At 73.6% G+C, this 20,148-nt stretch carries 20 protein-coding genes; 11 read left to right on the forward strand and 9 right to left on the reverse strand.

From position 1 onward, the window contains the following. Positions 1-21 precede the first annotated feature (21 nt). The 5 genes from Q0858_RS12765 (at position 22) to Q0858_RS12785 (ending at position 4,254) form a co-directional block, all read left to right on the forward strand. Positions 22-1,371 carry a sugar ABC transporter substrate-binding protein gene (locus Q0858_RS12765; protein ID WP_299054933.1) on the forward strand — a complete coding sequence of 450 codons (1,350 nt, stop codon included), beginning with the start codon at positions 22-24 and terminating at the stop codon, positions 1,369-1,371. Then, complete coding sequence (locus tag Q0858_RS12770) at positions 1,368-2,276, forward strand: carbohydrate ABC transporter permease (RefSeq protein WP_299054935.1); 909 nt, start codon at positions 1,368-1,370, stop codon at positions 2,274-2,276. The genes Q0858_RS12765 and Q0858_RS12770 overlap by 4 nt, the downstream gene beginning before the upstream one ends. Beyond that, positions 2,276-3,082 carry a carbohydrate ABC transporter permease gene (locus tag Q0858_RS12775; protein WP_299054937.1) on the forward strand — a complete coding sequence of 269 codons (807 nt, stop codon included), beginning with the start codon at positions 2,276-2,278 and terminating at the stop codon, positions 3,080-3,082. Before Q0858_RS12770 ends, Q0858_RS12775 begins: the two co-directional genes overlap by 1 nt. Before the next feature lie 58 nt (positions 3,083-3,140). Continuing rightward, positions 3,141-3,443 carry an antibiotic biosynthesis monooxygenase family protein gene (locus Q0858_RS12780; protein ID WP_299054940.1) on the forward strand — a complete coding sequence of 101 codons (303 nt, stop codon included), beginning with the start codon at positions 3,141-3,143 and terminating at the stop codon, positions 3,441-3,443. 217 nt (positions 3,444-3,660) lie between these two features. Beyond that, entirely contained in the window at positions 3,661-4,254 is a 594-nt protein-coding gene (locus Q0858_RS12785; protein ID WP_299054942.1) for a TMEM165/GDT1 family protein, read from the forward strand. Positions 4,255-4,261: 7 nt separating this feature from the next. Here the strand turns inward: Q0858_RS12785 and Q0858_RS12790 are convergent, their stop codons facing one another. The 4 genes from Q0858_RS12790 to Q0858_RS12805 form a co-directional block, all read right to left on the reverse strand. Next, positions 4,262-4,966 carry an HAD family hydrolase gene (locus Q0858_RS12790; protein ID WP_299054945.1) on the reverse strand — a complete coding sequence of 235 codons (705 nt, stop codon included), beginning with the start codon at positions 4,964-4,966 and terminating at the stop codon, positions 4,262-4,264. 5 nt (positions 4,967-4,971) lie between these two features. Then, on the reverse strand, positions 4,972-5,271 hold the full coding sequence (locus Q0858_RS12795; RefSeq protein ID WP_299054948.1) for a DUF3072 domain-containing protein: 300 nt from the start codon (positions 5,269-5,271) through the stop codon (positions 4,972-4,974). 237 nt (positions 5,272-5,508) lie between these two features. After that, the gene (locus tag Q0858_RS12800; protein WP_299054951.1) at positions 5,509-6,459 is read right to left on the reverse strand and encodes a hypothetical protein; all 951 of its coding nucleotides are present in this window, start codon (positions 6,457-6,459) and stop codon (positions 5,509-5,511) included. A 297-nt stretch (positions 6,460-6,756) separates the two neighbouring features. Next, entirely contained in the window at positions 6,757-8,490 is a 1,734-nt protein-coding gene (locus Q0858_RS12805; RefSeq protein ID WP_299054953.1) for an alkaline phosphatase D family protein, read from the reverse strand. Positions 8,491-8,661: 171 nt separating this feature from the next. Here Q0858_RS12805 and Q0858_RS12810 point away from each other — a divergent pair, with 171 nt between their 5' ends. From Q0858_RS12810 to Q0858_RS12825, 4 genes are all read left to right on the forward strand, one after another. Further along, positions 8,662-10,194: a UDP-N-acetylglucosamine 1-carboxyvinyltransferase gene (locus Q0858_RS12810; protein ID WP_299054955.1), complete on the forward strand. Its 1,533-nt coding sequence runs from the start codon at positions 8,662-8,664 to the stop codon at positions 10,192-10,194. 6 nt (positions 10,195-10,200) lie between these two features. Continuing rightward, positions 10,201-10,971: a glycerophosphodiester phosphodiesterase family protein gene (locus Q0858_RS12815; RefSeq protein WP_299054958.1), complete on the forward strand. Its 771-nt coding sequence runs from the start codon at positions 10,201-10,203 to the stop codon at positions 10,969-10,971. Continuing rightward, entirely contained in the window at positions 10,968-12,329 is a 1,362-nt protein-coding gene (locus Q0858_RS12820; RefSeq protein WP_299054961.1) for an MFS transporter, read from the forward strand. The genes Q0858_RS12815 and Q0858_RS12820 overlap by 4 nt, the downstream gene beginning before the upstream one ends. A 185-nt stretch (positions 12,330-12,514) precedes the next feature. Next, the gene (locus Q0858_RS12825) at positions 12,515-12,895 is read left to right on the forward strand and encodes an RNA polymerase-binding protein RbpA (RefSeq protein WP_299054963.1); all 381 of its coding nucleotides are present in this window, start codon (positions 12,515-12,517) and stop codon (positions 12,893-12,895) included. Positions 12,896-12,898: 3 nt separating this feature from the next. Here Q0858_RS12825 and Q0858_RS12830 read toward each other — a convergent pair whose 3' ends face one another. From Q0858_RS12830 to Q0858_RS12845, 4 genes are all read right to left on the reverse strand, one after another. Beyond that, positions 12,899-13,444, reverse strand: a complete 546-nt coding sequence (locus Q0858_RS12830) for an FxsA family protein (RefSeq protein ID WP_299054966.1) — start codon at positions 13,442-13,444, stop codon at positions 12,899-12,901. Continuing rightward, positions 13,441-14,247 carry a polyprenol monophosphomannose synthase gene (locus Q0858_RS12835; protein ID WP_299054967.1) on the reverse strand — a complete coding sequence of 269 codons (807 nt, stop codon included), beginning with the start codon at positions 14,245-14,247 and terminating at the stop codon, positions 13,441-13,443. Before Q0858_RS12835 ends, Q0858_RS12830 begins: the two co-directional genes overlap by 4 nt. Further along, a complete protein-coding gene (gene lnt / locus Q0858_RS12840) occupies positions 14,244-15,827 on the reverse strand; it encodes an apolipoprotein N-acyltransferase (protein WP_299054969.1) in 1,584 nt (527 codons plus the stop codon). Before lnt ends, Q0858_RS12835 begins: the two co-directional genes overlap by 4 nt. Before the next feature lie 419 nt (positions 15,828-16,246). Further along, positions 16,247-17,824, reverse strand: coding sequence for an amidohydrolase family protein (locus Q0858_RS12845; RefSeq protein ID WP_299054971.1), 1,578 nt, complete (start codon positions 17,822-17,824; stop codon positions 16,247-16,249). A gap of 105 nt (positions 17,825-17,929) precedes the next feature. Here Q0858_RS12845 and Q0858_RS12850 point away from each other — a divergent pair, with 105 nt between their 5' ends. Further along, positions 17,930-18,682 (forward strand): CDP-alcohol phosphatidyltransferase family protein, encoded by a 753-nt coding sequence (locus tag Q0858_RS12850; RefSeq protein ID WP_299054973.1) that lies wholly within the window; start codon positions 17,930-17,932, stop codon positions 18,680-18,682. 10 nt (positions 18,683-18,692) lie between these two features. Here the strand turns inward: Q0858_RS12850 and Q0858_RS12855 are convergent, their stop codons facing one another. Next, on the reverse strand, positions 18,693-19,130 hold the full coding sequence (locus Q0858_RS12855; protein ID WP_299054975.1) for an Lrp/AsnC family transcriptional regulator: 438 nt from the start codon (positions 19,128-19,130) through the stop codon (positions 18,693-18,695). A 46-nt stretch (positions 19,131-19,176) separates the two neighbouring features. Here Q0858_RS12855 and Q0858_RS12860 point away from each other — a divergent pair, with 46 nt between their 5' ends. Next, positions 19,177-20,121: a 5'-3' exonuclease H3TH domain-containing protein gene (locus Q0858_RS12860; RefSeq protein WP_299054978.1), complete on the forward strand. Its 945-nt coding sequence runs from the start codon at positions 19,177-19,179 to the stop codon at positions 20,119-20,121. Positions 20,122-20,148 lie beyond the last annotated feature (27 nt).

The raw sequence follows: 20,148 nt of genomic DNA on the forward strand, positions 1-20,148 counted from the left end.
AGGTGGGGTACCGCGCAGCCGATGAGTCCCCCGCCACCCCAGCTGAGCCGTCGTGCCGCCCTCCGCGGCGCCGCACTGGCCGGTCTCCTGCCGCTGGGCGGCTGTGCCGGCCTCACCCGGCGGGTCTCCAGCACCGCGCCGGGCGGCCGCGACCGGCTGACGGTGCAGGTCTACGGCACCGACGTCGAGGCCGACCTGTACGTCGAGCTGGCACGTCGCTTCTCCGAGGCGCGCGGGGTGACGGTCGACGTCACCTACGTCCCGTTCGCCGAGGCGTTGACCGCGGTCGACTCCGGCCTGCTGGCCGGCACCGCCCCCGACGTCTTCCGCGTCGACTACCCGACGATGGGCCTCTACTCCGGCACCGGCCAGCTGCTCGACCTCACCGACGCGACCGCGGAGCTGGCGCGCGACGTGTCGCCGGCGTACATGGGCGCGGTCAGCAGCGGCGACCGGGTGTACGGCGTGCCCCAGCACGTCGACACCTCGGCCCTGCTCTACCGCCGCGACGCCTTCGAGGCCGCCGGCATCACGGTGCCGGACCGGGGCGAGGACGCGTGGTCGTGGGAGGAGTTCGGCGAGGTCGCCGACCGGCTCCGCGACAGCGCGGAGGCCGACGGCACCGGACGGGCGCCGTTCGCGGTGAACTGGCAGGAGTTCGGTGCCTTCCGCTGGCTCACCTGGCTCTTCGAGGCGGGCGGCCAGCTCTACACCGAGGACCTCGGGTCCGCCGCGCTCACCGAGGGCGGGGCCGACGGGCCGGGGGCACGGGCGCTCGAGTTCACCCGCTCGTTCTTCGAGCGCGGCTGGGTGCCGCGGGCGACCTCGACGAAGGCCACCACGCTGCCCGACGCGCTCTTCACCTCCGGCCGGCTCGGGATGGTCTTCGCGGGCAACTTCCTGCTCCCCGCGTTCGCCGAGACCATCGGCGACCGCTTCGGCTACGGCGCGACCTTCCAGCCGCAGGACGCCCGCCGCTCCTCCGAGCTGGGGGGCAACGCCCTGGTCGCCAACGCGGACGCCGCCAACCCCGAGCTGGCCGCGGAGTTCCTCACCTACATGGTCGAGCCCGACCAGATGGCCACCTTCTGCGCCGAGGGCGTGCTCCTGCCGACCCGGACCTCGCTGCTCGAGCAGGGCCTCGACTTCGCGATCGGGGCCGACCTGATGGGGGTGTACGCCGACCAGATCCGGACCATCACGGACCGCGACGTCGCCGACGTCACCACCCCCACCTTCGCGGAGGTCAACACGGTGCTGGCCAACGAGCTCGAGCAGTGCTTCCTGGGCGACGCGTCGGTGTCCGACACCCTCGACGCCATCGCCGAGCGGGTCGACCAGACCGCCACGCTCAACGAGGCCGCCCCGTGAGCGGTCCCGTGAGCGGTCCCACGGGCCGCCGGCACCCGGACACCCGGGCGGCCTGGGCGTTCCTGGCGCCGAACGCCGTCCTCATCGTGCTGTTCCTGCTCGTCCCGCTCGGCTGGGCGTTCGTGCTGAGCTTCCAGGCCAAGCGCCCCTTCGGCCCGGGCACCTGGACCGGGTTCGACAACCTCACCCGGCTGCTGGCCGACGACGTGTTCTGGCGTGCCGCCCTCAACACGGCGGTCTTCACCGCCGTCACGGTGCCCCTCATGGTCGTGCTGGGCCTGGCCGTCGCGCTGCTGCTCGACAAGGCGATGCCGGGCCGCACGATCGCCCGCACCATCGTCTACCTGCCCGTGGTGGTCAGCACCGTCGTCGTCGCGCTCATCGGGCTGCTGCTGTTCGACGAGTCGATCGGGATCGTCAACGGCGTGCTGGCCGACCTCGGCGTCGGCCCCGTGTCGTGGCAGAGCGACGGCACGCTGGCGATGATCTCGGTGATGCTCATCGTCCTGTGGACGCGGGTCGGCTTCGCACTGCTGATCTACCTCGCCGCACTGCAGGACGTCGACCCGGAGATGCTCGAGGCCGCGCGGGTGGACGGCGCCGGGCCCTGGGTCCTGGTGCGCCGCATGATCGTCCCGACGCTGCGCCCCACGACGTTCTTCCTCGTCGTGGTCAACATCATCTGGTCCTTCCAGATCTTCGACATCGTCTACGTGATGACCAACGGCGGCCCGGGCTACTCGACGACGATGCTGGTGACCTACGCCTACGACCAGGGCTTCGGCCCGGCGCGCAACTTCGGGTACGGCGCCGCCGTCGGCGTCGTCCTGTTCCTGCTGACGCTGCTGGTGACCCTGCTGCAGCTGCGCGGCTCGCGCCGCCACGACCCCTCGGAGCAGAGCTGATGCCGACCTGGGCCCGGGTGCTGGTCGCGACGGTGGTGACCGTCGTGTTCGCCCTCCCGCTCTACGCGATGGTGGTCGTGGCCTTCACGCCCCGCGACCTGCTCCTCGACGACGGCGCCGGTCTGTGGTCGTCGCAGTGGACCACCGCGAACTTCACCGGGCTGTTCGAGGCCTACCCGATCTGGCGCTGGTTCGGCAACGCCCTGCTCGTCGCCGGCCTGACCACGGTGCTGTCGGTGGTGGTGAACCTGCTCGCCGGCTACGCGCTGGCCAAGCTGCGCTTCGCGGGCCGCACGGCCGCGTTCCTCGTCGTCCTGGCGACGCTGATGATCCCGACGCAGGCGGTGATGATCCCCCAGTTCCAGGTGGTCTCGGCGCTGGGGCTGGTGGGCTTCTTCTGGGCCGTGATCCTGCCGTCGGCGTCCACCGCGCTGGGCATCTTCCTCGCCCGCCAGTTCTTCCTCGCGATCCCCGACGAGCTCGTCGACGCCGCGAAGGTCGACGGGTGCACCACGTTCGGCGCCTTCCGCCGCATCGTGCTCCCGCTGTCGCGACCGCTGCTGGCGGTGATGACGCTGCTGGCGTTCATGCAGCAGTGGAACGACTTCCTGTGGCCCCTCATCGCGCTGCGCGACCCCGACCTCTACACGCTGCCCGTCGCCCTCCGGTTCCTTCAGGGCGCCTACGACGCCGACTACGGCGGGATCATGGCGATGGCGCTGCTGTCGAGCATCCCGCTGCTCGTGATGTTCGTGCTGCTGCAGCGCTGGTTCGTCGCCGGGCTGTCGCGCTCGGGGTTGAAGTAGCCCCCGTCGTCCGGGCCGTCGCCGATGAGTCCGGACGCCCGACCCGGTCGGTCCGGTCGTGATCCTCGTGACCGGCCACCTGCGCGTCGACCCTGCCAGCCGTGACGCCTTCCTCGCCTCCTGCCTCGACGACGTCCGCGCGGCACGCTCCGCCGACGGCTGCCTCGACTTCGTCCTCGCCCCCGACCCCCTCGAGCCGGACCGCGTCCACGTGACCGAGCGCTGGCGGGACGAGGCCGCCCTGGAGGCCTTCCGGGGGTCCGGGCCGAGCGACGAGGCGCAGCAGACGATCCTCGGCGGCGACGTCACGCAGTACGCCGTGACCGACCCGGGGCACGCCCTGATGCGACCTGGTGGCTGACGATCGGCTAGTGTGCGAGGCCGAGAGGGAGTAGTCCCCAACGGCCGCGTCGACATACTGGCCCCCGCCCCGCGAGATCGGGTGGGTTCCCGGCGTGGCAGGCCACCGTGAGGTGGCGGACGAGACTTTCGACCAGTGCACCGTCCCACCAGACGCGCCTGGTCGAGAGCGCGTCCCCTGCGGCCGGTTCTCGTCCCGGTGCGGGAAACGAGTCCCGATGTCCGAGTTCCTCTCCGCCCTGCTGCTCAGCACGGGCGTCATCTTCGTCGCCGAGCTCGGCGACAAGAGCCAGCTGATGGCGATGACCTTCGCCACCCGCTACCGCGCCCGCGACGTGCTGATCGGCATCACCGTCGCCACGGCGTTCGTCCACCTCGCCTCGGTGGGGATCGGCTACGCCATGGGGACGGCGTTCGCCGACTACCAGGGCCCGATCGCGATCGTCGCGGGCGTGTCGTTCCTGGGCTTCGCGGCGTGGACCCTGCGCGGCGACGAGCTGACCGAGGAGGAGCGCAGCAAGGCCGCCACCGCCACCCGGACCGCGATCCTCGCGGTCGGCACTGCGTTCTTCCTCGCCGAGCTCGGTGACAAGACCATGCTCGCCACGATCGTGCTCGCCGTGCGCGAGGACTGGGTCGGCGTCTGGATCGGCTCGACGATCGGCATGGTCGCCGCCGACGCCCTCGCGATCGTCGTCGGCGCCGTGCTCGGCAAGCACCTGCCCGAGAAGGTCATCACGTACGGCGCCGCCGCGCTGTTCGCGATCTTCGGCGTCGTGCTGATCCTCGAGGGTGCGGGCGTCCTGGGCTGAGGCGCCGCTACTCGGCGGCGAGCACCAGGCCCGGCAGCGCGGCCAGGGTCGGGATGCGCAGTGCTCCCACGACCTCGGCTCCCGGTCCGGCCCCGGACCGGTCGAGGTGCACCGCTGCCGCGCCGGCACCGAGCGCTCCCGCGACGTCGTTCTCGACCGAGTCGCCGACCATCACGGTGCGCGCCACGGCGACGCCCAGCAGGTCCGCGGTCGCGGTGAAGGCGCGCGGGTCGGGCTTCGCCGCAGGTAGGTGGGACGACGCCGCGACGACGTCCACGAGCTCGAGCAGCCCCGTCGCCCGCAGCTTCGCGGTCTGGATGTCGCGCTCCCCGTTGGTGAGCACGGCCAGCGGTACGCCGGCCTCCCGCAGCGCCCGCAGGGCGGGGGCGGCGTCGGCGTGGGCGCGCCACCGGTCGCGGTAGGCACACTGGTAGACGCCGAACCGTGCGTCCGCGTCGGCGTCCCTCAGGTCGGGCTGGCCGAGGAAAGCGCGGATGCGCTCGCGGCGGTGCTCGTCGAGCGTGAGCTCACGACGCTGGTAGCGCGGGTAGTACCGGTCCGTGAGCGCCTGCCACCGCCGCACCAGCTCGTCGGGCTCCCCCGCCGGCCCGTGCGTGGCCGCGAACGCGAGCACGGCACCGCGGGCGGCCCCCTCGTGGTCGACGAGCGTGTCGTCGAGGTCGAGGAGCACCGCCCCCGGGCGTGCGGTCACGGGCCTCAGGCGTCGGTGCCGCGACCCGAGGCGGCCTGCAAGCGCTCGATCTGCTCGGAGGCCTCCGCCTTCGTCAGGTCGGCCGACAGCGTCTCCCCCGCCTCGCGGGCCAGGGTGTCGAGGTAGCTCTTCTGCGCGCCGGTCGCCGGCTCGTCGCCGGTGACCCACTCGGAGGGGTCCTTCTCCGTCGTGTTCGCGGCGTCGGTGCCGGTGGCCCCGAGCATCCCGCCGCTCTCGCCGATGGCGGTGTCGGTGCCGGCGTCGTCGCCGGCGTCGGGCGTCGAATCTGTGTTCGAATCGGTCATGTCACGACCGTAGCACCCACCCCCGACAGCGCCCTCCGCACACCTCCACCCCCCGCTCCCATCCGTCGTCCCTGTCGTCCCAGGGGTCTCACTGGCCTCAGGTTTCACGGGTTGGCTGGTGAAACTCCCTCTGGGCTGACGAAACTTCGTGCGCCAGGACGGGGTTTCGTCCGCCCGACGACCCGACGACCCGACGACCCGACGACCCGCCGTGCGCCGGGCCGCTCGGTGGCAGGCTCAGCTCGCGCGCAGCGCCTGGCGGGCGAACGCGTCGCGCACGCGCTGGGCGACGACGTGCGGCCGGTCGAGGTCCGCCCACACCACGCGGACGACGATGAAACCGGTGAGCTCGCGGATGAGGTCCTCGCGCTGCTGCTCGGCGAAGACCGCGTCCCCGGGCGTCGCGCCCGCGGCGAGGAAGCGCTGGTACTTGTACCGGCCGTCGAACTCCAGGACCACACCCAGCTCCGGCCACGCCATGTCGCAGGTCGCCACGAGCGCGTCACCGCGACGGACCTCGTACTGGAGGACCGGCGCCGGCAGCCCGGCGCACCGGAGCAGCCACCGGGTGCGCGACTCCCCGACGGACGCGGCACCGGGGTCGGCCATCCGCACCAGCAGCTGCAGGGGCAGCGTGCCGGGCCAGTGGCGCTTCGCGGCGAACTCCGCCCGCAGCTCGTCGGGCGAGCACTGACCGCTGCGCAGCAGCGAGTCCAGAACCACCAGACCCGCCTCGCCGTCGCCGAGCGTCGCAGTCTCCAGCGCGCAGCGGACCGCCGGCAGGACCCGCCGACCGCCCACCGTCCCGACCTCGTGCCCGGCCACGGAGCCGTGGTGGTGGACCAGTCCGTTGTTGCGCCGGCCGGTGGCGCCGTCCAGGCGGGTGACATGGGCGTTCGTCAGGTCGGTCCCCCAGACGTCGAGCCCGTGGGCGAGCGACCCCGTCACGTGGCTGAGGGCCACAGCCTCCCCCAGCTGGTGCAGCGCGGCGTCCCCACGCAGCATGTGGCGACCGACCTGGTCGAGTCCGCGCCGGCGCGCCGCGTCGGTGTAGTAGCCGTGGCAGAACCGGACCCAGACCCCCGCCCGCCGCCCGGCGGTGAGCAGGTCGTCCGTCGTCCCGGCGGCCACGGCCTCGGCCCGGGAGAAGAACCCGCGCTCGGCCAGCAGGTGTTCGAGGATGCCCATGGCGAGCACCCTGCGACGACCAGCGCGTACGCAGCCCGCCCCCGCGCGAGGCCTGTGGAGCACCCGTCCCGCCCGGCGTCTGTGGACGAGTTCTGGCGTGCTCCTGGCGCCCGGGGGTTTCACCAGCCGGCTGGTGAAACCCCGACTGGGCTGACGGAACTTCGTGGGCCAGGACGGGGTTTCACGGGTCGACTGGTGAAACCAGGGACCAGTGAAACTCCTGTGAACACAGCGACCCCCGTGACGCCCGTGACCCACGCGACCACAGTGACTTGTGGGACCGGCCGCCTGGCGAGCCTACGACCGCAGGCGGGCGAGGCGGGTGCGGAAGCGGGGGGCGATGTGGCGGCGGGTGCGGGTGGTGGGGACGGCGTCGCCGTCGAGGTCGACCTCGGCGACGGTCTCGAGCACGGGCGCTTCGTGGTCGCCGGCGACGACGGTGCCGCGGGCCCACCACAGGGCCAGGCCGTCGTCGGTGACCTCGAGGCTGGCGAGGTTGTTGTCGAACCACGGCCCGCGCAGCAGGGACCACTGCAGCGGCGCGTCGGGGACCTTCGCCGAGCGGGCGACGAGGTGGCCGATGGGGCCGGCGACGCCGTACGACAGCACCGCGGTCGCGAAGCGCATCCGCCGGGCCAGCGGGTTGCGGATCGGGGAGCACACCGCCTGGATGATGCGGCTCTGGAGCGGTGGGGCGTCCGGGTCCCTCAGACGTGCCTCGGAGACGAAGCTGTGGTGGACGTCGCCCGACAGGAAGGTCACGGTGCGTGGCGCGTCGCCGCGGCGGCCGGTGGCGACCTCGATCACCATGTCGACGACCGCCCGGAACGAGGACTGGAACGCCGCCCAGTGCTCGAGGTCCACGCCCTGGCGGACCGTCTCGCCGAAGCGGGCCGGCCGCTCGCCCCACGCCCCGCCGGCCAGCGCCTCGCCGAAGGCCTCGACGTAGTGCAGCCCGGGGGCCAGCAGGAACGGCAGCGAGCTGCCGATGAGGAGGTGCTGCACGTCCCCCCGGAGCTGGCCGGACAGCCAGTCGAGCTCGTCGGGGTCCAGCATCGCCCGGTGCTCGGGCTCCAGCACCCGCCCGGCGCGGGTGTCGACCACGACGAGACGGGCCTGGTCCCCGAAGTCGCGCACGTAGCTCCAGCGGTACGACGTCGGCACCTGGTTGGCGCGGTCCGCGAACGTGTCGAGCTCGGCCGACAGGTCGAGCTCCTCCCCCGCCGCCGCGTACGCCTCGTGCGCGGCGACCCGGCGCCACAGCGGGTCCGCGGCCCGCTCGGCCGCCGACATGTTGCCGAGGTGCTGGTAGACCCAGTACGACGCCAGCCCGCCGACGATCCGTCCCTGCCACCAGGACGTCGCCTCCATCTTCTGGCGCCAGTCCCAGGAGGTGTTCCAGTCGTCGCGGATGTCGTGGTCGTCGAAGATCATCGCGCTGGGCAGGGTCGAGAGCAGCCAGCGGTTGGCCGGGTCGCTCCAGGCCAGGTAGTACAGGTGGGCGTACTCCTCGTAGTCGGCGAGCTCCTTCCACGGCGCCTCGTCGATGTCGCGCCGCGAGGAGATGAACTCGTGCATCGCCTCCGTGGTCTCGTCGGCGTAGACCTGGTCGCCCAGGAAGACCACGAGGTCCGGCCAGCGCATGTCGCCGCCGGTCAGGCCCGCCATCCGCAGCGCGTAGCTGCGCAGCGCGTCCACCCCGTGCAGGTCGTTGCCCGCCTTGTCGTGGCCCACGCTGGTGCGGCACGAGCCGTACGCCAGGCGCAGGGGCTTGTCGGCCTCCAGCGTGGCGATCACCGGCGGCGGGTACGGCGAGGCCGCCTCGGGCCACACCGTCACGCCGTCGACCTCGACCTCGTAGGCCACCCGGCTGCCCCGCTCGAGGCCCGTGACCTCCACGAGCGCGTAGTGGTGGCCGTGCACGCCGAAGGTCCGCGCCCGGGCGGTGACGTCACCGGCGCGGACGACGACGTCGCCGGCGGCGGCCGTCTCCACCCAGATGGTCGCGGAGTCCTCGTCGACGTACCGCATGAGCGGTCCGAGGACGAGTCCCGTAGCGTCGGATGCTGGCTGTGCGGGGTCCCCCGGGGCACCCGGGCCGCCGCCGTCTCCGGCCCTGTGGTCCATGCCACCGATCCTGTCACGGGGGCCCGCAGCGCAGCCGCACCCGTCTTATCTCATATCTGATATATGGTGGTGACCATGACGCAGAGCGAGGACTACAAGTCCCGGATCGGCTACCTGATCCGTGACGCACGGAAGCACCGCGGCCTGACCCAGCACCAGCTCGCCGAGCTGCTCTCGACCAGCCAGCCGGCGATCAACCGCATCGAGCGCGGCCACCAGAACCTCTCGCTGGAGATGCTGGCGCGCATCGGCGAGGCGCTCGACTCCGAGATCGTCGCCCTGGGCGCCGGGCCGACGCACCTGCGCGTCACCGGCCCGACGACGCTCTCGGGCAGCATCACCGTCAAGACCTCGAAGAACGCCGGTGTCGCGCTGCTCTGCGCGAGCCTGCTGAACCGCAACCGCACGGTGCTGCGCAAGGTCGCGCGCATCGAGGAGGTCAACCGGCTCCTCGAGGTGCTGCAGAGCCTGGGCGTGAGGACCCGCTGGCTCAACGACGACAACGACCTCGAGATCGTGCCGCCCACCGAGCTGGACCTCGACCACATCGACGAGGCCGCGGCCCGTCGTACGCGCTCGGTGATCATGTTCCTCGGCCCGCTGCTGCACCGCTCCGAGTCGTTCGCCCTGCCGTACGCCGGGGGCTGCAACCTCGGCGAGCGGACCGTCGAGCCGCACATGTCGGCGCTGCGTCCCTTCGGCCTCGAGGTCAAGGCCACCGAGGGCAGCTACCACGCCACCGTGTCCGAGGCCGTCGAGCCGGTCCGCCCGATCGTGCTCACCGAGCGGGGCGACACCGTCACCGAGAACGCCCTGATGGCCGCCGCGCTCAACCCCGGCACCACGGTGATCCGCAACGCCTCGTCCAACTACATGGTCCAGGACCTCTGCTTCTTCCTGCAGAAGCTCGGGGTCGACGTGGAGGGCGTGGGCAGCACGACGCTGCGCGTGACCGGTCGCGAGCGGATCGACGTCGACGTCGACTACGCCCCGAGCGAGGACCCGATCGAGGCGATGTCGCTGCTGGCCGCGTCGATCGTCACGAAGTCGGCCATCACCATCAAGCGCGTCCCGATCGAGTTCCTCGAGATCGAGCTCGCCACCCTGGAGGGGATGGGGTTCGCCTACACCCGCTCCCCCGAGTACGTCGCGCTCAACGGCCGCACCCGCCTCGTCGACCTCACCACCGAGGCATCCGAGCTGCGCGCGCCGCTGGACAAGATCCACCCGATGCCGTTCCCGGGCCTGAACATCGACAACCTGCCGTTCTTCGCGGTCATCGCCGCTGTCGCCCAGGGCCAGACGCTGCTGCACGACTGGGTCTACGAGAACCGGGCGATCTACCTCACGGAGCTGACCAAGCTCGGCGCCCAGGTCAAGCTCCTCGACCCGCACCGCGTCCTCGTCGAGGGGCCGACCCACTGGTCGGGCACCGAGATCGTCTGCCCGCCCGCGCTGCGCCCGGCGGTCGTGATCCTGCTCGCGATGCTGGCCTCCAAGGGCACCTCGGTCCTGCGGTCGACGTACGTCATCCACCGCGGCTACGAGGACCTCGCCGCCCGGCTGAACGAGCTCGGCGCCAACATCGAGCCCTTCCGCGACATCTAGGCCGCGGTGGGGCAGGTGACCGGCCGGGTGCGCGCCTTCGCCCACCGGGGAGGGGCGCTGCACCCCGACCTGGTGGGGCTGGAGAACACGCTCCGCGCGTTCCGCCACGCCCACGCGCTCGGCTTCCGCCACCTGGAGACCGACGTCCACCTCACGGCGGACGGGGTGCTGGTCGCCTTCCACGACACCGTCCTGGACCGGGTCACCGACGGCACCGGTCGGGTGTCCGCGGTGACCCTGGCGGGGCTCCGCACAGCGCGGGTGGGCGGTCGTGAGCCGGTGCCGACCCTCGTGGAGCTGCTCGACGCCCTCCCGGACACGGTGGTGAACGTCGACCTCAAGGACGACCGCGCCGTCGCCCCGCTGGCGCGGCTGCTCGCCGTCCGCGGCGACGAGGACCGGGTCGTCGTCGGCTCCTTCTCAGCCCGTCGCCTGCGCCGGTTCCGCCGGCTGACCCGCGGCCGCGTCGCCACCAGCGCCCACGCCGTCGAGGTGGCGGCGTACCGCCTCCTGCCGAGCGCCGGGCTGCTGCGCCTGCTGGTGCGCGGTCGCCCCACGGCGCTGCAGGTGCCGGAACGTGCCGGGCCGCTGCGGGTCGTCACCCCGGGGCTCGTACGGCGGGCGCACGCGGCCGGCGTCGAGGTGCACGTGTGGGTGGTCGACGCCGAGGACCGGATGCGGGCGCTGCTCGAGGCCGGCGTCGACGGGCTCATGACGGACCGGACCGACATACTCGCCCGTGTGATGCGCGACGTCGGACCCTGGCCGACCCCGTGACCGCGCCGACGGCGACCGGGGTGAGGGCCTACGGCTGGCCCGTGTGGGCCTGGGGGCTGTGGGACTGGGCCGGGGCGGCGTTCAACGCCGTCATCACCACCTTCGTCTTCAGCGTCTACCTCACCTCCGACGCCTTCGGGCCCCAGGCCGACAGCCGCCTGGGCTGGACCCTGGCCGCCGCGGGCGTGGTCGTGGCGCTCACCGCCCCCGTCAGCGGCCAGCGCTCGGACGGGCGGGGGCACCGCACCCGCTGGCTCGGGATCCACACCGGGCTGGTCGTCATCTGCTCCGCCGCGCTGTTCTGGGTGCGCCCGGACGAGTCGTACCTGTGGTTCGGCCTGCTGGCCCTCGCCGCGGGCAACGTCTTCTTCGAGCTCGCGCAGGTCAACTACAACGCGATGCTGCCGCGGGTCTCGACCCCCGCCACCATCGGGCGCATCTCCGGCCTCGGCTGGGGACTCGGCTACCTGGGCGGCATCGTGCTGCTCCTGGCGGTCTACCTCGGCCTGATCTCGCCGGAGGTCGGCTGGTTCGGCGTCACCGACGCCGACGGGCTCGACGTGCGGGTGACCATGCTCGTCTGCGCGGCGTGGACGCTGGTGTTCGCCGTGCCGGTCCTCCTCACCCTGCGCGACGAGAAGGTCCCGGCGACGAGGGGCGGCCCCGAGGCCGGCGCCCGCGCCGGGGTCGTGGAGTCCTACCGCCGGCTGCTGCGCTCCGTCGCCGACCTGTGGCGCACCGACCGCAACCTGGTGTTCTTCCTGGGGGCGTCGGCGGTCTTCCGCGACGGCCTCGCCGGCGTCTTCGCCTTCGCCGGGGTGCTCGCCGCCGGCTCGTTCGGCTTCTCCCCCGGCGACGTCATCCTGCTCGGCATCGCGGCCAACGTCGTGGCCGGGATCGCCACGATCGGGTTCGGCTTCCTGGACGACCGCCTCGGACCGAAGCGCGTCATCGTGCTCGCCCTGGTCGCCATGGTGCTGGCGGGCCTCGGCATCTTCGCGTTCCACGACGCCGGGGCCGCCGTCTTCTGGACCCTCGGGCTGACCCTCAGCGTCTTCGTCGGGCCGGCCCAGTCCGCCTCGCGGACCTTCCTGGCCCGGATGGTGCCCCCCGGGCGGGAGGGCCAGGTGTTCGGCCTCTACGCCACGACCGGGCGTGCCGTCAGCTTCCTCGCGCCGGCCGCCTTCGCGACCGCGATCACCGTCGGTGCCGCGGTCACCGGCGAGGGCCAGGACGCCGCGCAGCACTGGGGCGTCCTGGGCATCGTCGCCGTCCTCGCGGCGGGCCTGGCGCTCCTGTCCGGCGTCCGCGAGGTCGTCCGCCTCGACCCGCCGACGGACACCCCGCGCCCGGCCTGACACCCGGCCTGACGTCGGGCCTGACATCGGGCCGGGAATGTTCAGGGCCACCCGGTCGTTCTGACGGGGTACAGGAGAGCGTGTCGTGACCGCCGGACTGGACCAATCCGCCTGCGGCCGCGGCGTCGAACCACGTTCTACCGTCGCACGACAACCACATGGGGACATGAAGGGAAGGTGGCACCGTGGCCGAGAGGACGCTACGCGGAGCCCGACTGGGTGGCCAGAGCTTCGAGGACGAGCGCGGCATCGAGTTCGCCGCTCGCCAGCAGATCGGGTACGCCTGCACGCAGGGGCACGAGTTCGAGATCACCATGTCGGTCGAGGCCGACGTCCCGGGGATCTGGGAGTGCCCGCGCTGCGGCGCCGAGGCCCGCAGCACCGCCGGGATCGAGCACGTCGCCAAGGCCGAGAAGCCGGCTCGTACGCACTGGGACATGCTCCTGGAGCGACGCTCGGAGAAGGAGCTCGAGGACATCCTCAAGGAGCGCCTCGAGCTGCTGCGCGGCGGCGAGATCGGTCCCGCGCACCTGCACCGTGGCAAGAAGCGCAAGACGCCGGCCTGATCCTCAGGCCTGACGGTCGTCGGGCGGGTCCACGACCTCGCCCGGCACGACGTCACCAGCGGGCCGCGCCCCTCTCGGGGGGTGCGGCCCGTTCGTCGTCCCGGGCCCGGTCGGCGGGGAGTACGCCGCCGCGCCCGCGGCGAGCAGCCGGCGGGTCACCATCCCGGTCAGGGCCACCCGGGCGAGCGGACGTGTCAGGGGCAGGATCAGCAGGATGCCGACCACGTCGGTGACGAAGCCCGGCGCGACCATCAGCACGCCGCCGACCAGCACCAGCCCGGCGTCGGCGAGCTCGCGGGCCGGCATCCGTCCCGACTGCAGCGCTGTGCTGAGCGCCTGCCAGGCCCGGCGGCCCTCGCGGCGCACCAGCCAGCCCCCCACCACGGCGGAGAGCAGCAGCAGGCCCACCGTGGGCCAGGCCCCGATGACCTCGCCGACCTGGATCAGGACGTACAGCTCGAGGAGCGGGACGACGAGGAACACCAGCGCCAGGAGGGCCAGCACGGGCGGTCGGCGCCGACGGGGCCCGGTGCCGTGGGCGGTGCTCACCGGGACCCCCTGCTGCCGGCGAGCACCCGTCGTACGCGCGGACCGGCGAGACGTCGGCGCTCCCGCAGGCCCCACCCGGTGATGCGGACCAGCGACTCCAGGGCGACCCGACCGCTCATCTTCGACTCCCCGCGCACCCGCTCGACGAAGTCGATGGGGACCTCGCGCACCACGAGGCCGGCCGAGACGACCCGCCACGCGAGGTCGGTCTGGAAGACGTAGCCGGTGGAGCGCACCGTCTCCAGGCCGAGGGCCTCGAGGGCCTCGCGGCGGTACAGCCGGAAGCCGGCGGTGGCGTCGCGGATGCCGACGCCGAGGAGCAGGCGCACGTAACGGTTGCCGGCCCGCGAGAGCAGCTCGCGGCGACGCGGCCAGTTCTGGACGCTCCCGCCGGGCACCCAGCGCGAGCCGATGACGAGGTCGGCGGGCGGGCCGCCGTCCGCGCCGTGGAGGGCGTCGAGGAGGCGGTGCAGCTGCTCGGGCTGGTGCGAGCCGTCGGCGTCCATCTCGCCGACCACGTCGTAGCCGGCGGCGAGGGCGCGGTCGAACCCGGCGAGGTAGGCGGCGCCGAGCCCGCCCTTGCCGGTGCGGTGCAGCACCTGCACGCCCGGGTCGGCGGCGGCCAGCGCGTCGGCCACGTCACCGGTGCCGTCCGGGGAGTCGTCGTCGACGACGAGGACGTCGACGTCGGGCCTGCTGCGGCGCAGCCGGCCCACGATCCACGCGAGGTTCTCGACCTCGTCGTAGGTGGGGACCACCATGACGACCCGGCCCGTCGGCCCGGGTCGGATCGGGTCGCTCACGCCCACCGGCCCTCCTCCCGCACGTCGCCGCGCCCGTCCGCGTCCTCCTCGCGGCGGCGCCGGTCGCGTCCTCGACGATACGGGAGCAGGGCGAGCAGCAGCCCGATCGGGACCGACAGCAGCGCCAGCCGGCCGAGCCACGGCGCGACCGTCATGGACGGCGGGGCGCCGGAGGCGAGGGCGACGTCCGCCTCGAGGACCTCCTGGGTGCGCGGGGCGGCAGCGTCACGGACCTCGCCGTCGGGGCCGATGACGCCGGAGACGCCGTTGATGGCCGCGACGACCGTGGTGCGGCCCGTCTCCTGGGCCCGCATCCGGGTGATCTCGAACTGCTGGTCGATCTGCGCGGTGTCGATGAACATCGCGTTGCTGGTCTGGACCACGAGCACCTGGGCCCCGTTGCGCACCTGGGCGGTGATGCCGTCGTCGTACGCGACGTCGAAGCAGATGGCGTCGGCGAGCGCCACCTCGCCGCCACCGGCCAGGGGCACGCGCAGCGGCTCGCTGCGGTCGCCGGCGAGCATGTCGCGCGGGATCAGGTCCAGGCGGCTGACCTGGTCGGTGACCCAGCCGAGCAGCGGGCTGTCCCGGAAGGGGATGAACTCGCCGAAGGGGACCGGGTGCCACTTCGTGTAGCGCTGTCCGGCGCCCACCCCGGGCGTGAAGACGATCCCCTGGTTGAGCACCTGGCCCTCCGCGGGGGCGTCGACGATCGCGCCGACGAGGAGGGGGGCGCCGACGGCGTCGACGGCGGTGTCCACGCCGTGGCGCACCGCGCCGGTGAACGGGTCGCTGGTCGTCGAGTTCTCGGGCCAGACCACCACGTCCGGTCGGGGGGTCGAGCCGTCACGGACGGCGTCGCCGAGCTCCTCGGTGGCCTCGACGTGGTTGGCCAGCAGCTGGTCGGTGTCGTACAGCACGTCGTCCCCCGGGCCCGGGACGTTCCCCTGGACGGCGGCGAGCCGGGCCGTGCCCGAGGTGTCCTGCCGGTGCTGGACGACGTGGGGGGCGGCCACCAGGACCAGGCCGACGGCGGCGGCGGCCGCCACGGTCCCGGGCCGGCGGCGGACCTCGAGGACGGCCCACACGAGCGTCACCCCGGTCGCGGCCATGAGCAGCGAGACCCCGACCGAGCCCCACCACGGCAGGCCGGCGGCGTACGGCGAGTCGGGCGAGGCGAAGGCGAGGCGGCCCCAGGGGAACCCGCCGAAGGGCCAGGACCCGCGGGCGGTCTCGGTCGCCACCCAGGCCAGGCTCACCCAGACGGGCCAGGCGGGAAGACGCATGAGCAGGACGGTGGCCAGGGCCCAGGCGGCGTAGAACGCCGCCTCGAGCAGGCCGACCCCGATCCAGGCGTCGACGCCGATCACCCGCATCCAGACGAGCAGGGTGACCTGGAACGCGGCACCGAACACGATCGCCGGGAGCAGGACGACCCGCAGCCGCCGCTCCCTCAGCCGGTGGACCGACCAGGTCGCCCCGGCGACGGCCAGGGGACCCAGCACCCAGAGGCCGACTGGCTCGAAGGCCCCGACGAGGAGGAGCCCGCTGACCAGCGCGAGGAGCGTGGAGACGAGCACGACCGGAACGCTACCGGGGCCTTCCGCGCCCGGGACCTGCAGCACAGCGGAAGGGGCCGTGACCCTTCGGACCGACCCAGGACCGACCGGCTGCCGGCACCAGGAAGTTGTCTACGGAGTCCCGACCCCTTCCGCTTTCGCTCCCCACGAGCGGCACCGACCTCCGTGAACGGTCTTGGCGGGGTTCGTGGTACTCGACCCTCCATGACCGCCACTCGGACGCCGGTCCGCTACCGCGGACTGCACGAGCGAACACCCAGGACTCTGGTCCAGCCGACCGGGGGTGTCAAACGCGCGCTGACCTGCGCGGACGCGCATCGTCGCAGGTCAGCGCGATACGGCTCGGCCAGAACTACTCCGTTGTAACTCCCGGGGTCCCGGCGTGTCGGGACCTGACACGCCGGGGTGCTGGCGCTGGTCTAACCGGTCGTCCCCAGGGGTCGGCCCGCGCCCCAGGAGCGGCGCGGACGGGGCAGCGCGGCGGGCTCCGCCAACACCGGCAGCCCGTCGGCGTCCAAGCCGTCCGGGCAGTCCCACAGCGTCAGGTCCGCCCGGGCGCCCACCTCGAGCCGACCGCCGTCGTCGTCGCGCCCGGCCCGCGCCGCACCGGCGGTGTGGGCCCGGTAGGCGACGGCAGGTGTGAGGCGGTGCCGAGGGTCGTGGTGGTGGACCGCCGCCCGGACCGCCGCCCACGGCCCGACGGGGGTGACCGGGGAGTCGGACCCGAGCGCGAGGCCGCCGCGGGTGGCGGCGAGGGCGGCGAACGGGTTGGTGTCGGCCCAGCGCTCCCCCAGCCGGGCGGCGTACATGCCGTCGGGTCCGCCCCACAGGGCGTCGAAGAGCGGCTGGACGCTGGAGGTGACGCCGAGCTCGTCGAGGACCGCCACGACGGCGGGTGACGGGAGCTCGACGTGCTCGACGCGGTGACGGGCCGCCCGCAGCCGGGCGGCGCCGTCGGGCCCGAGCCGGACGGCGGCGGACGCGAGGCCCTCCCCCACGGCGTCCAGCGCGGCGTCGCCGATGGCGTGGAAGCCGGCCTGCAGCCCCGCCTCGGTGCACGCCACGACGTGGTCGGCGACCTGGCCGGCGTCGAGGTAGGCGTGGCCGCAGCCCCCGGCGTCGGCGTACGACCGCCCCAGCGCGGCCGTGCGCGAGCCCAGGGCGCCGTCGGCGACGAGGTCGCCGGCGAGGCCCTCGACACCGAGCCGGCGCGCGGTGCCCAGGGCCAGGAGCTCGCCCCAGTAGACGGTCGCCCGGAGGCCGGTCTCGGCCGCGGCCTGCCGGACGAGGGGGATCTCGGCCTCCGGCCCGATGTGCGGGGCGGCGTTCTCGTGGAACCCGACGAGGCCCACGGCGAGCATCGCCGCGCAGGCGGCGCGCGCGGCGTCGAGGCGGTCGGTGTCGGGCACCAGCTGCTCCAGGGCCGCCCGGGCCGCGTGGTGGGCGTCCCGCTCGACCCGGCCGTCCTCGCTCCACCCGTCGAGGTCGGCCAGGCCGGGGACCAGCGCGGCGAGGGCGGGCGAGAGGACGGCGGAGTGGCCGTCGACGCGGGTGAGCTGGACCCGGCGGCCGGGGGCCGCGCGCTCGAGCTCGTCGGCGGTCGGGGGCCGGGGCGTCGCCCACCCCGTCTCGTCCCAGCCCTGGCCGAGCAGGACGCCGGCGGTCGGCGAGGCCGACGCGTGGGCCGACAACCGGTCCAGGACCGCGGTCAGGCTCCGCTCGCCGGTGAGGTCGAGGCCCAGCAGGGCGAACCCGGTGCGGACCGTGTGGACGTGGCTGTCGGTGAAGCCGGCCGTGAGCAGCGCCCCGCCCGCGTCGACGACCTCCGTCCCCGCGTCCCCCGCCGCGCCCGGGCCGTCGTACGCCGACGCGCCGTCCGCGTCGGTCAGGCCCACCACGACGCCGTCCGCCACGGCGACGACGGTCTCGGGCCGACCGGGGAGCCGGGCGTCGCGGACGAGGAGGCGGCCGGCCGGGGTGCGGGTCGTGGAGGTCATGGCCCCACCCCACCATCCGCGGAGCCCGGGATGCGGGACGACCCGTGAGAGGATGTGCCGTCTCCTGGACGATCCCGCGACGGGCACACGAGAGGTCCCCCCGCCATGACCGCAGTCACCGCCGCCGAGGCGTCCTCGGGGGCTCCGGCGTCTCGGCAGCTCCGCGCGGCCGGCTGGCTCCTCCACACCTACACCGCGAGCGGGACGGCCATCGCCTTCGGCGCCCTGGTGGCGACCGTGGCGGGCAACGAGGTCGTCGCCCTGTGGCTGCTGTTCGCTGCCCTGGTCGTCGACGGGACCGACGGGCTGCTGGCACGTCGGCTCCGCGTCTCGCAGACCATCCCGGGCTTCGACGGCGCCCGGCTGGACGACATCGTCGACTACATCACGTACTGCTTCGTGCCGGTCTTCATGCTCTGGAACGGCGGCTACCTCCCCGAGGGCCCCGTGGGAGCGGTGCTGGCCGTCGTCCCGCTGCTGGCCTCGAGCTACCAGTTCTGCCGCGTCGACGCGAAGACCGACGACAACTGCTTCCTGGGCTTCCCGAGCTACTGGAACGTCGTCGCGCTCTACGTCATCGTGCTCGGGCTGTCCGACGCCGTGGTGGCCACGATCCTGCTGGTCTGCGCCGTGCTCGTCTTCGTGCCCGTGAAGTACCTCTACCCCTCGAAGACCCGGGTGCACCGCGTGCTGAACCTGGTGCTCGCCGGTGCGTGGCTCGTCACCTACGCCCTGATGCTGGTGCAGTACCCCGAGGCCCACCCGCTCGTGGTCGCGGTCTCGCTCGCCTACGTCGTCTACTACGTCGGCGCCAGCGTGTGGATGACGGTGCGCAACCCGCACCGCGCCGCGGCCTGAGCGGTCCCGCTCAGCCCACGGGGCGACGTTCGTACGGCGTCGACAGCACGATGGTGGTCCGGGTCGACACGCCCGCCGCGGCCCGGATCCGCGCCAGCAGGTCCTCGAGGGCGACCGGCGACGCGACCCGCACCTGCAGGATGTACGACTCCTCGCCGGCCACCGACCAGCAGGACTCGATCTCGGTCAGGTGCGCCAGCCGGTCGGGCGCGTCGTCGGGGGCCGCGGGGTCCGTGGGCCGGATCGACACGAAGGCCGACAGCGGCAGCCCGGCGGCGGCGTGGTCGACGCGGGCGCCGTACCCGGTGATCAGGCCACGCTGCTCGAGACGCTTGACCCGCTGGTGGACCGCCGAGGTGGACAGGCCGGTCGCCCGGCCCAGGTCGGTGAACGACATGCGCCCGTCGTCGACCAGCAGCCGCAGGATGGTGCGGTCGATGTCCTCCACGCCCTCACCCTAGGTGGGCGCCGAGCGGCGGTGGGAGACTGCGCGCATGACGGGACCGAGCGGCGGCGACAGCACGGGGCGGCTGATGCTGCTGGACACGGCGAGCCTCTACTTCCGGGCGTTCTTCGGGGTCCCCGACTCCGTCACCGCCCCCGACGGCACCCCCGTGAACGCCGTGCGGGGCCTCATGGACTTCATCACCCGCCTGGTGGGGGACTACTCCCCCACCCACCTGGCCTGCTGCTGGGACGACGACTGGCGCCCGCAGTGGCGCGTCGACCTGCTGCCGTCGTACAAGGCGCACCGGGTGGTCGAGGAGGTCGCCTCCGACCCCGACGTGGAGGAGGTCCCCGACCCGCTCTCCGTGCAGGTCCCGGTGATCCGCGAGGTGCTGGAGGCGCTCGGGATCGCCGTCGTGGGGCACGCCGAGATGGAGGCCGACGACGTGATCGGCACGCTCGCCACCGAGGCCGGGATGCCGGTCGACGTGGTCACCGGAGACCGGGACCTGTTCCAGCTGGTGGACGACGACGCCGAGGTCCGGATCCTCTACACCGCCCGCGGCGTCGGACGCCACGAGCGGGTGGACGACGCCTGGGTCGTGGCGAGGTACGGCGTCCACGCGGCGCAGTACGCCGACTTCGCGACCCTGCGCGGGGACTCCTCCGACGGCCTGCCGGGCGTCGCGGGGGTCGGCGACAAGACCGCGGCGACCCTGCTGGGCCGGTTCGGTGACCTCCCCGCGATCCGCGCCGCGGCCGCCGATCCCGCGGCGGACCTGGGTCCCGGCCCGCGCGGCAAGGTCAAGGCCGCCGCCGACTACCTCGACGTGGCCCCGCAGGTCGTCGCCGTCCGTCGCGACCTCGACCTCGCCGGGCACGACCTGCGGCTCCCGTCGTCGCCGGCCGACCCCGACGCGTTCGCCGCCCTGACGGAGCGCTGGGGCCTCGGCAGCTCGGCCGAGCGGCTGCTGGAGACACTGGCGCGCTGAGTCGCCCTGCGTCGCACTGCGTCGCAC

It is taken from the genome of uncultured Nocardioides sp., assembly GCF_947489365.1.
Taxonomy (GTDB): domain Bacteria; phylum Actinomycetota; class Actinomycetes; order Propionibacteriales; family Nocardioidaceae; genus Nocardioides.

What these genes read in the sequence shown, in the direction of transcription:
- Q0858_RS12795 (WP_299054948.1), bottom strand. Translation starts at nt 5,271, where the DNA reads ATGACCGATTCGAACACAGATTCGACGCCCGACGCCGGCGACGACGCC.
- Q0858_RS12810 (WP_299054955.1), top strand. Translation starts at nt 8,662, where the DNA reads ATGACGCAGAGCGAGGACTACAAGTCCCGGATCGGCTACCTGATCCGT.
- Q0858_RS12860 (WP_299054978.1), top strand. Translation starts at nt 19,177, where the DNA reads ATGACGGGACCGAGCGGCGGCGACAGCACGGGGCGGCTGATGCTGCTG.
- Q0858_RS12805 (WP_299054953.1), bottom strand. Translation starts at nt 8,490, where the DNA reads ATGCGGTACGTCGACGAGGACTCCGCGACCATCTGGGTGGAGACGGCC.
- Q0858_RS12775 (WP_299054937.1), top strand. Translation starts at nt 2,276, where the DNA reads ATGCCGACCTGGGCCCGGGTGCTGGTCGCGACGGTGGTGACCGTCGTG.
- Q0858_RS12765 (WP_299054933.1), top strand. Translation starts at nt 22, where the DNA reads ATGAGTCCCCCGCCACCCCAGCTGAGCCGTCGTGCCGCCCTCCGCGGC.
- Q0858_RS12850 (WP_299054973.1), top strand. Translation starts at nt 17,930, where the DNA reads ATGACCGCAGTCACCGCCGCCGAGGCGTCCTCGGGGGCTCCGGCGTCT.
- Q0858_RS12800 (WP_299054951.1), bottom strand. Translation starts at nt 6,459, where the DNA reads ATGGGCATCCTCGAACACCTGCTGGCCGAGCGCGGGTTCTTCTCCCGG.
- Q0858_RS12845 (WP_299054971.1), bottom strand. Translation starts at nt 17,824, where the DNA reads ATGACCTCCACGACCCGCACCCCGGCCGGCCGCCTCCTCGTCCGCGAC.
- Q0858_RS12785 (WP_299054942.1), top strand. Translation starts at nt 3,661, where the DNA reads ATGTCCGAGTTCCTCTCCGCCCTGCTGCTCAGCACGGGCGTCATCTTC.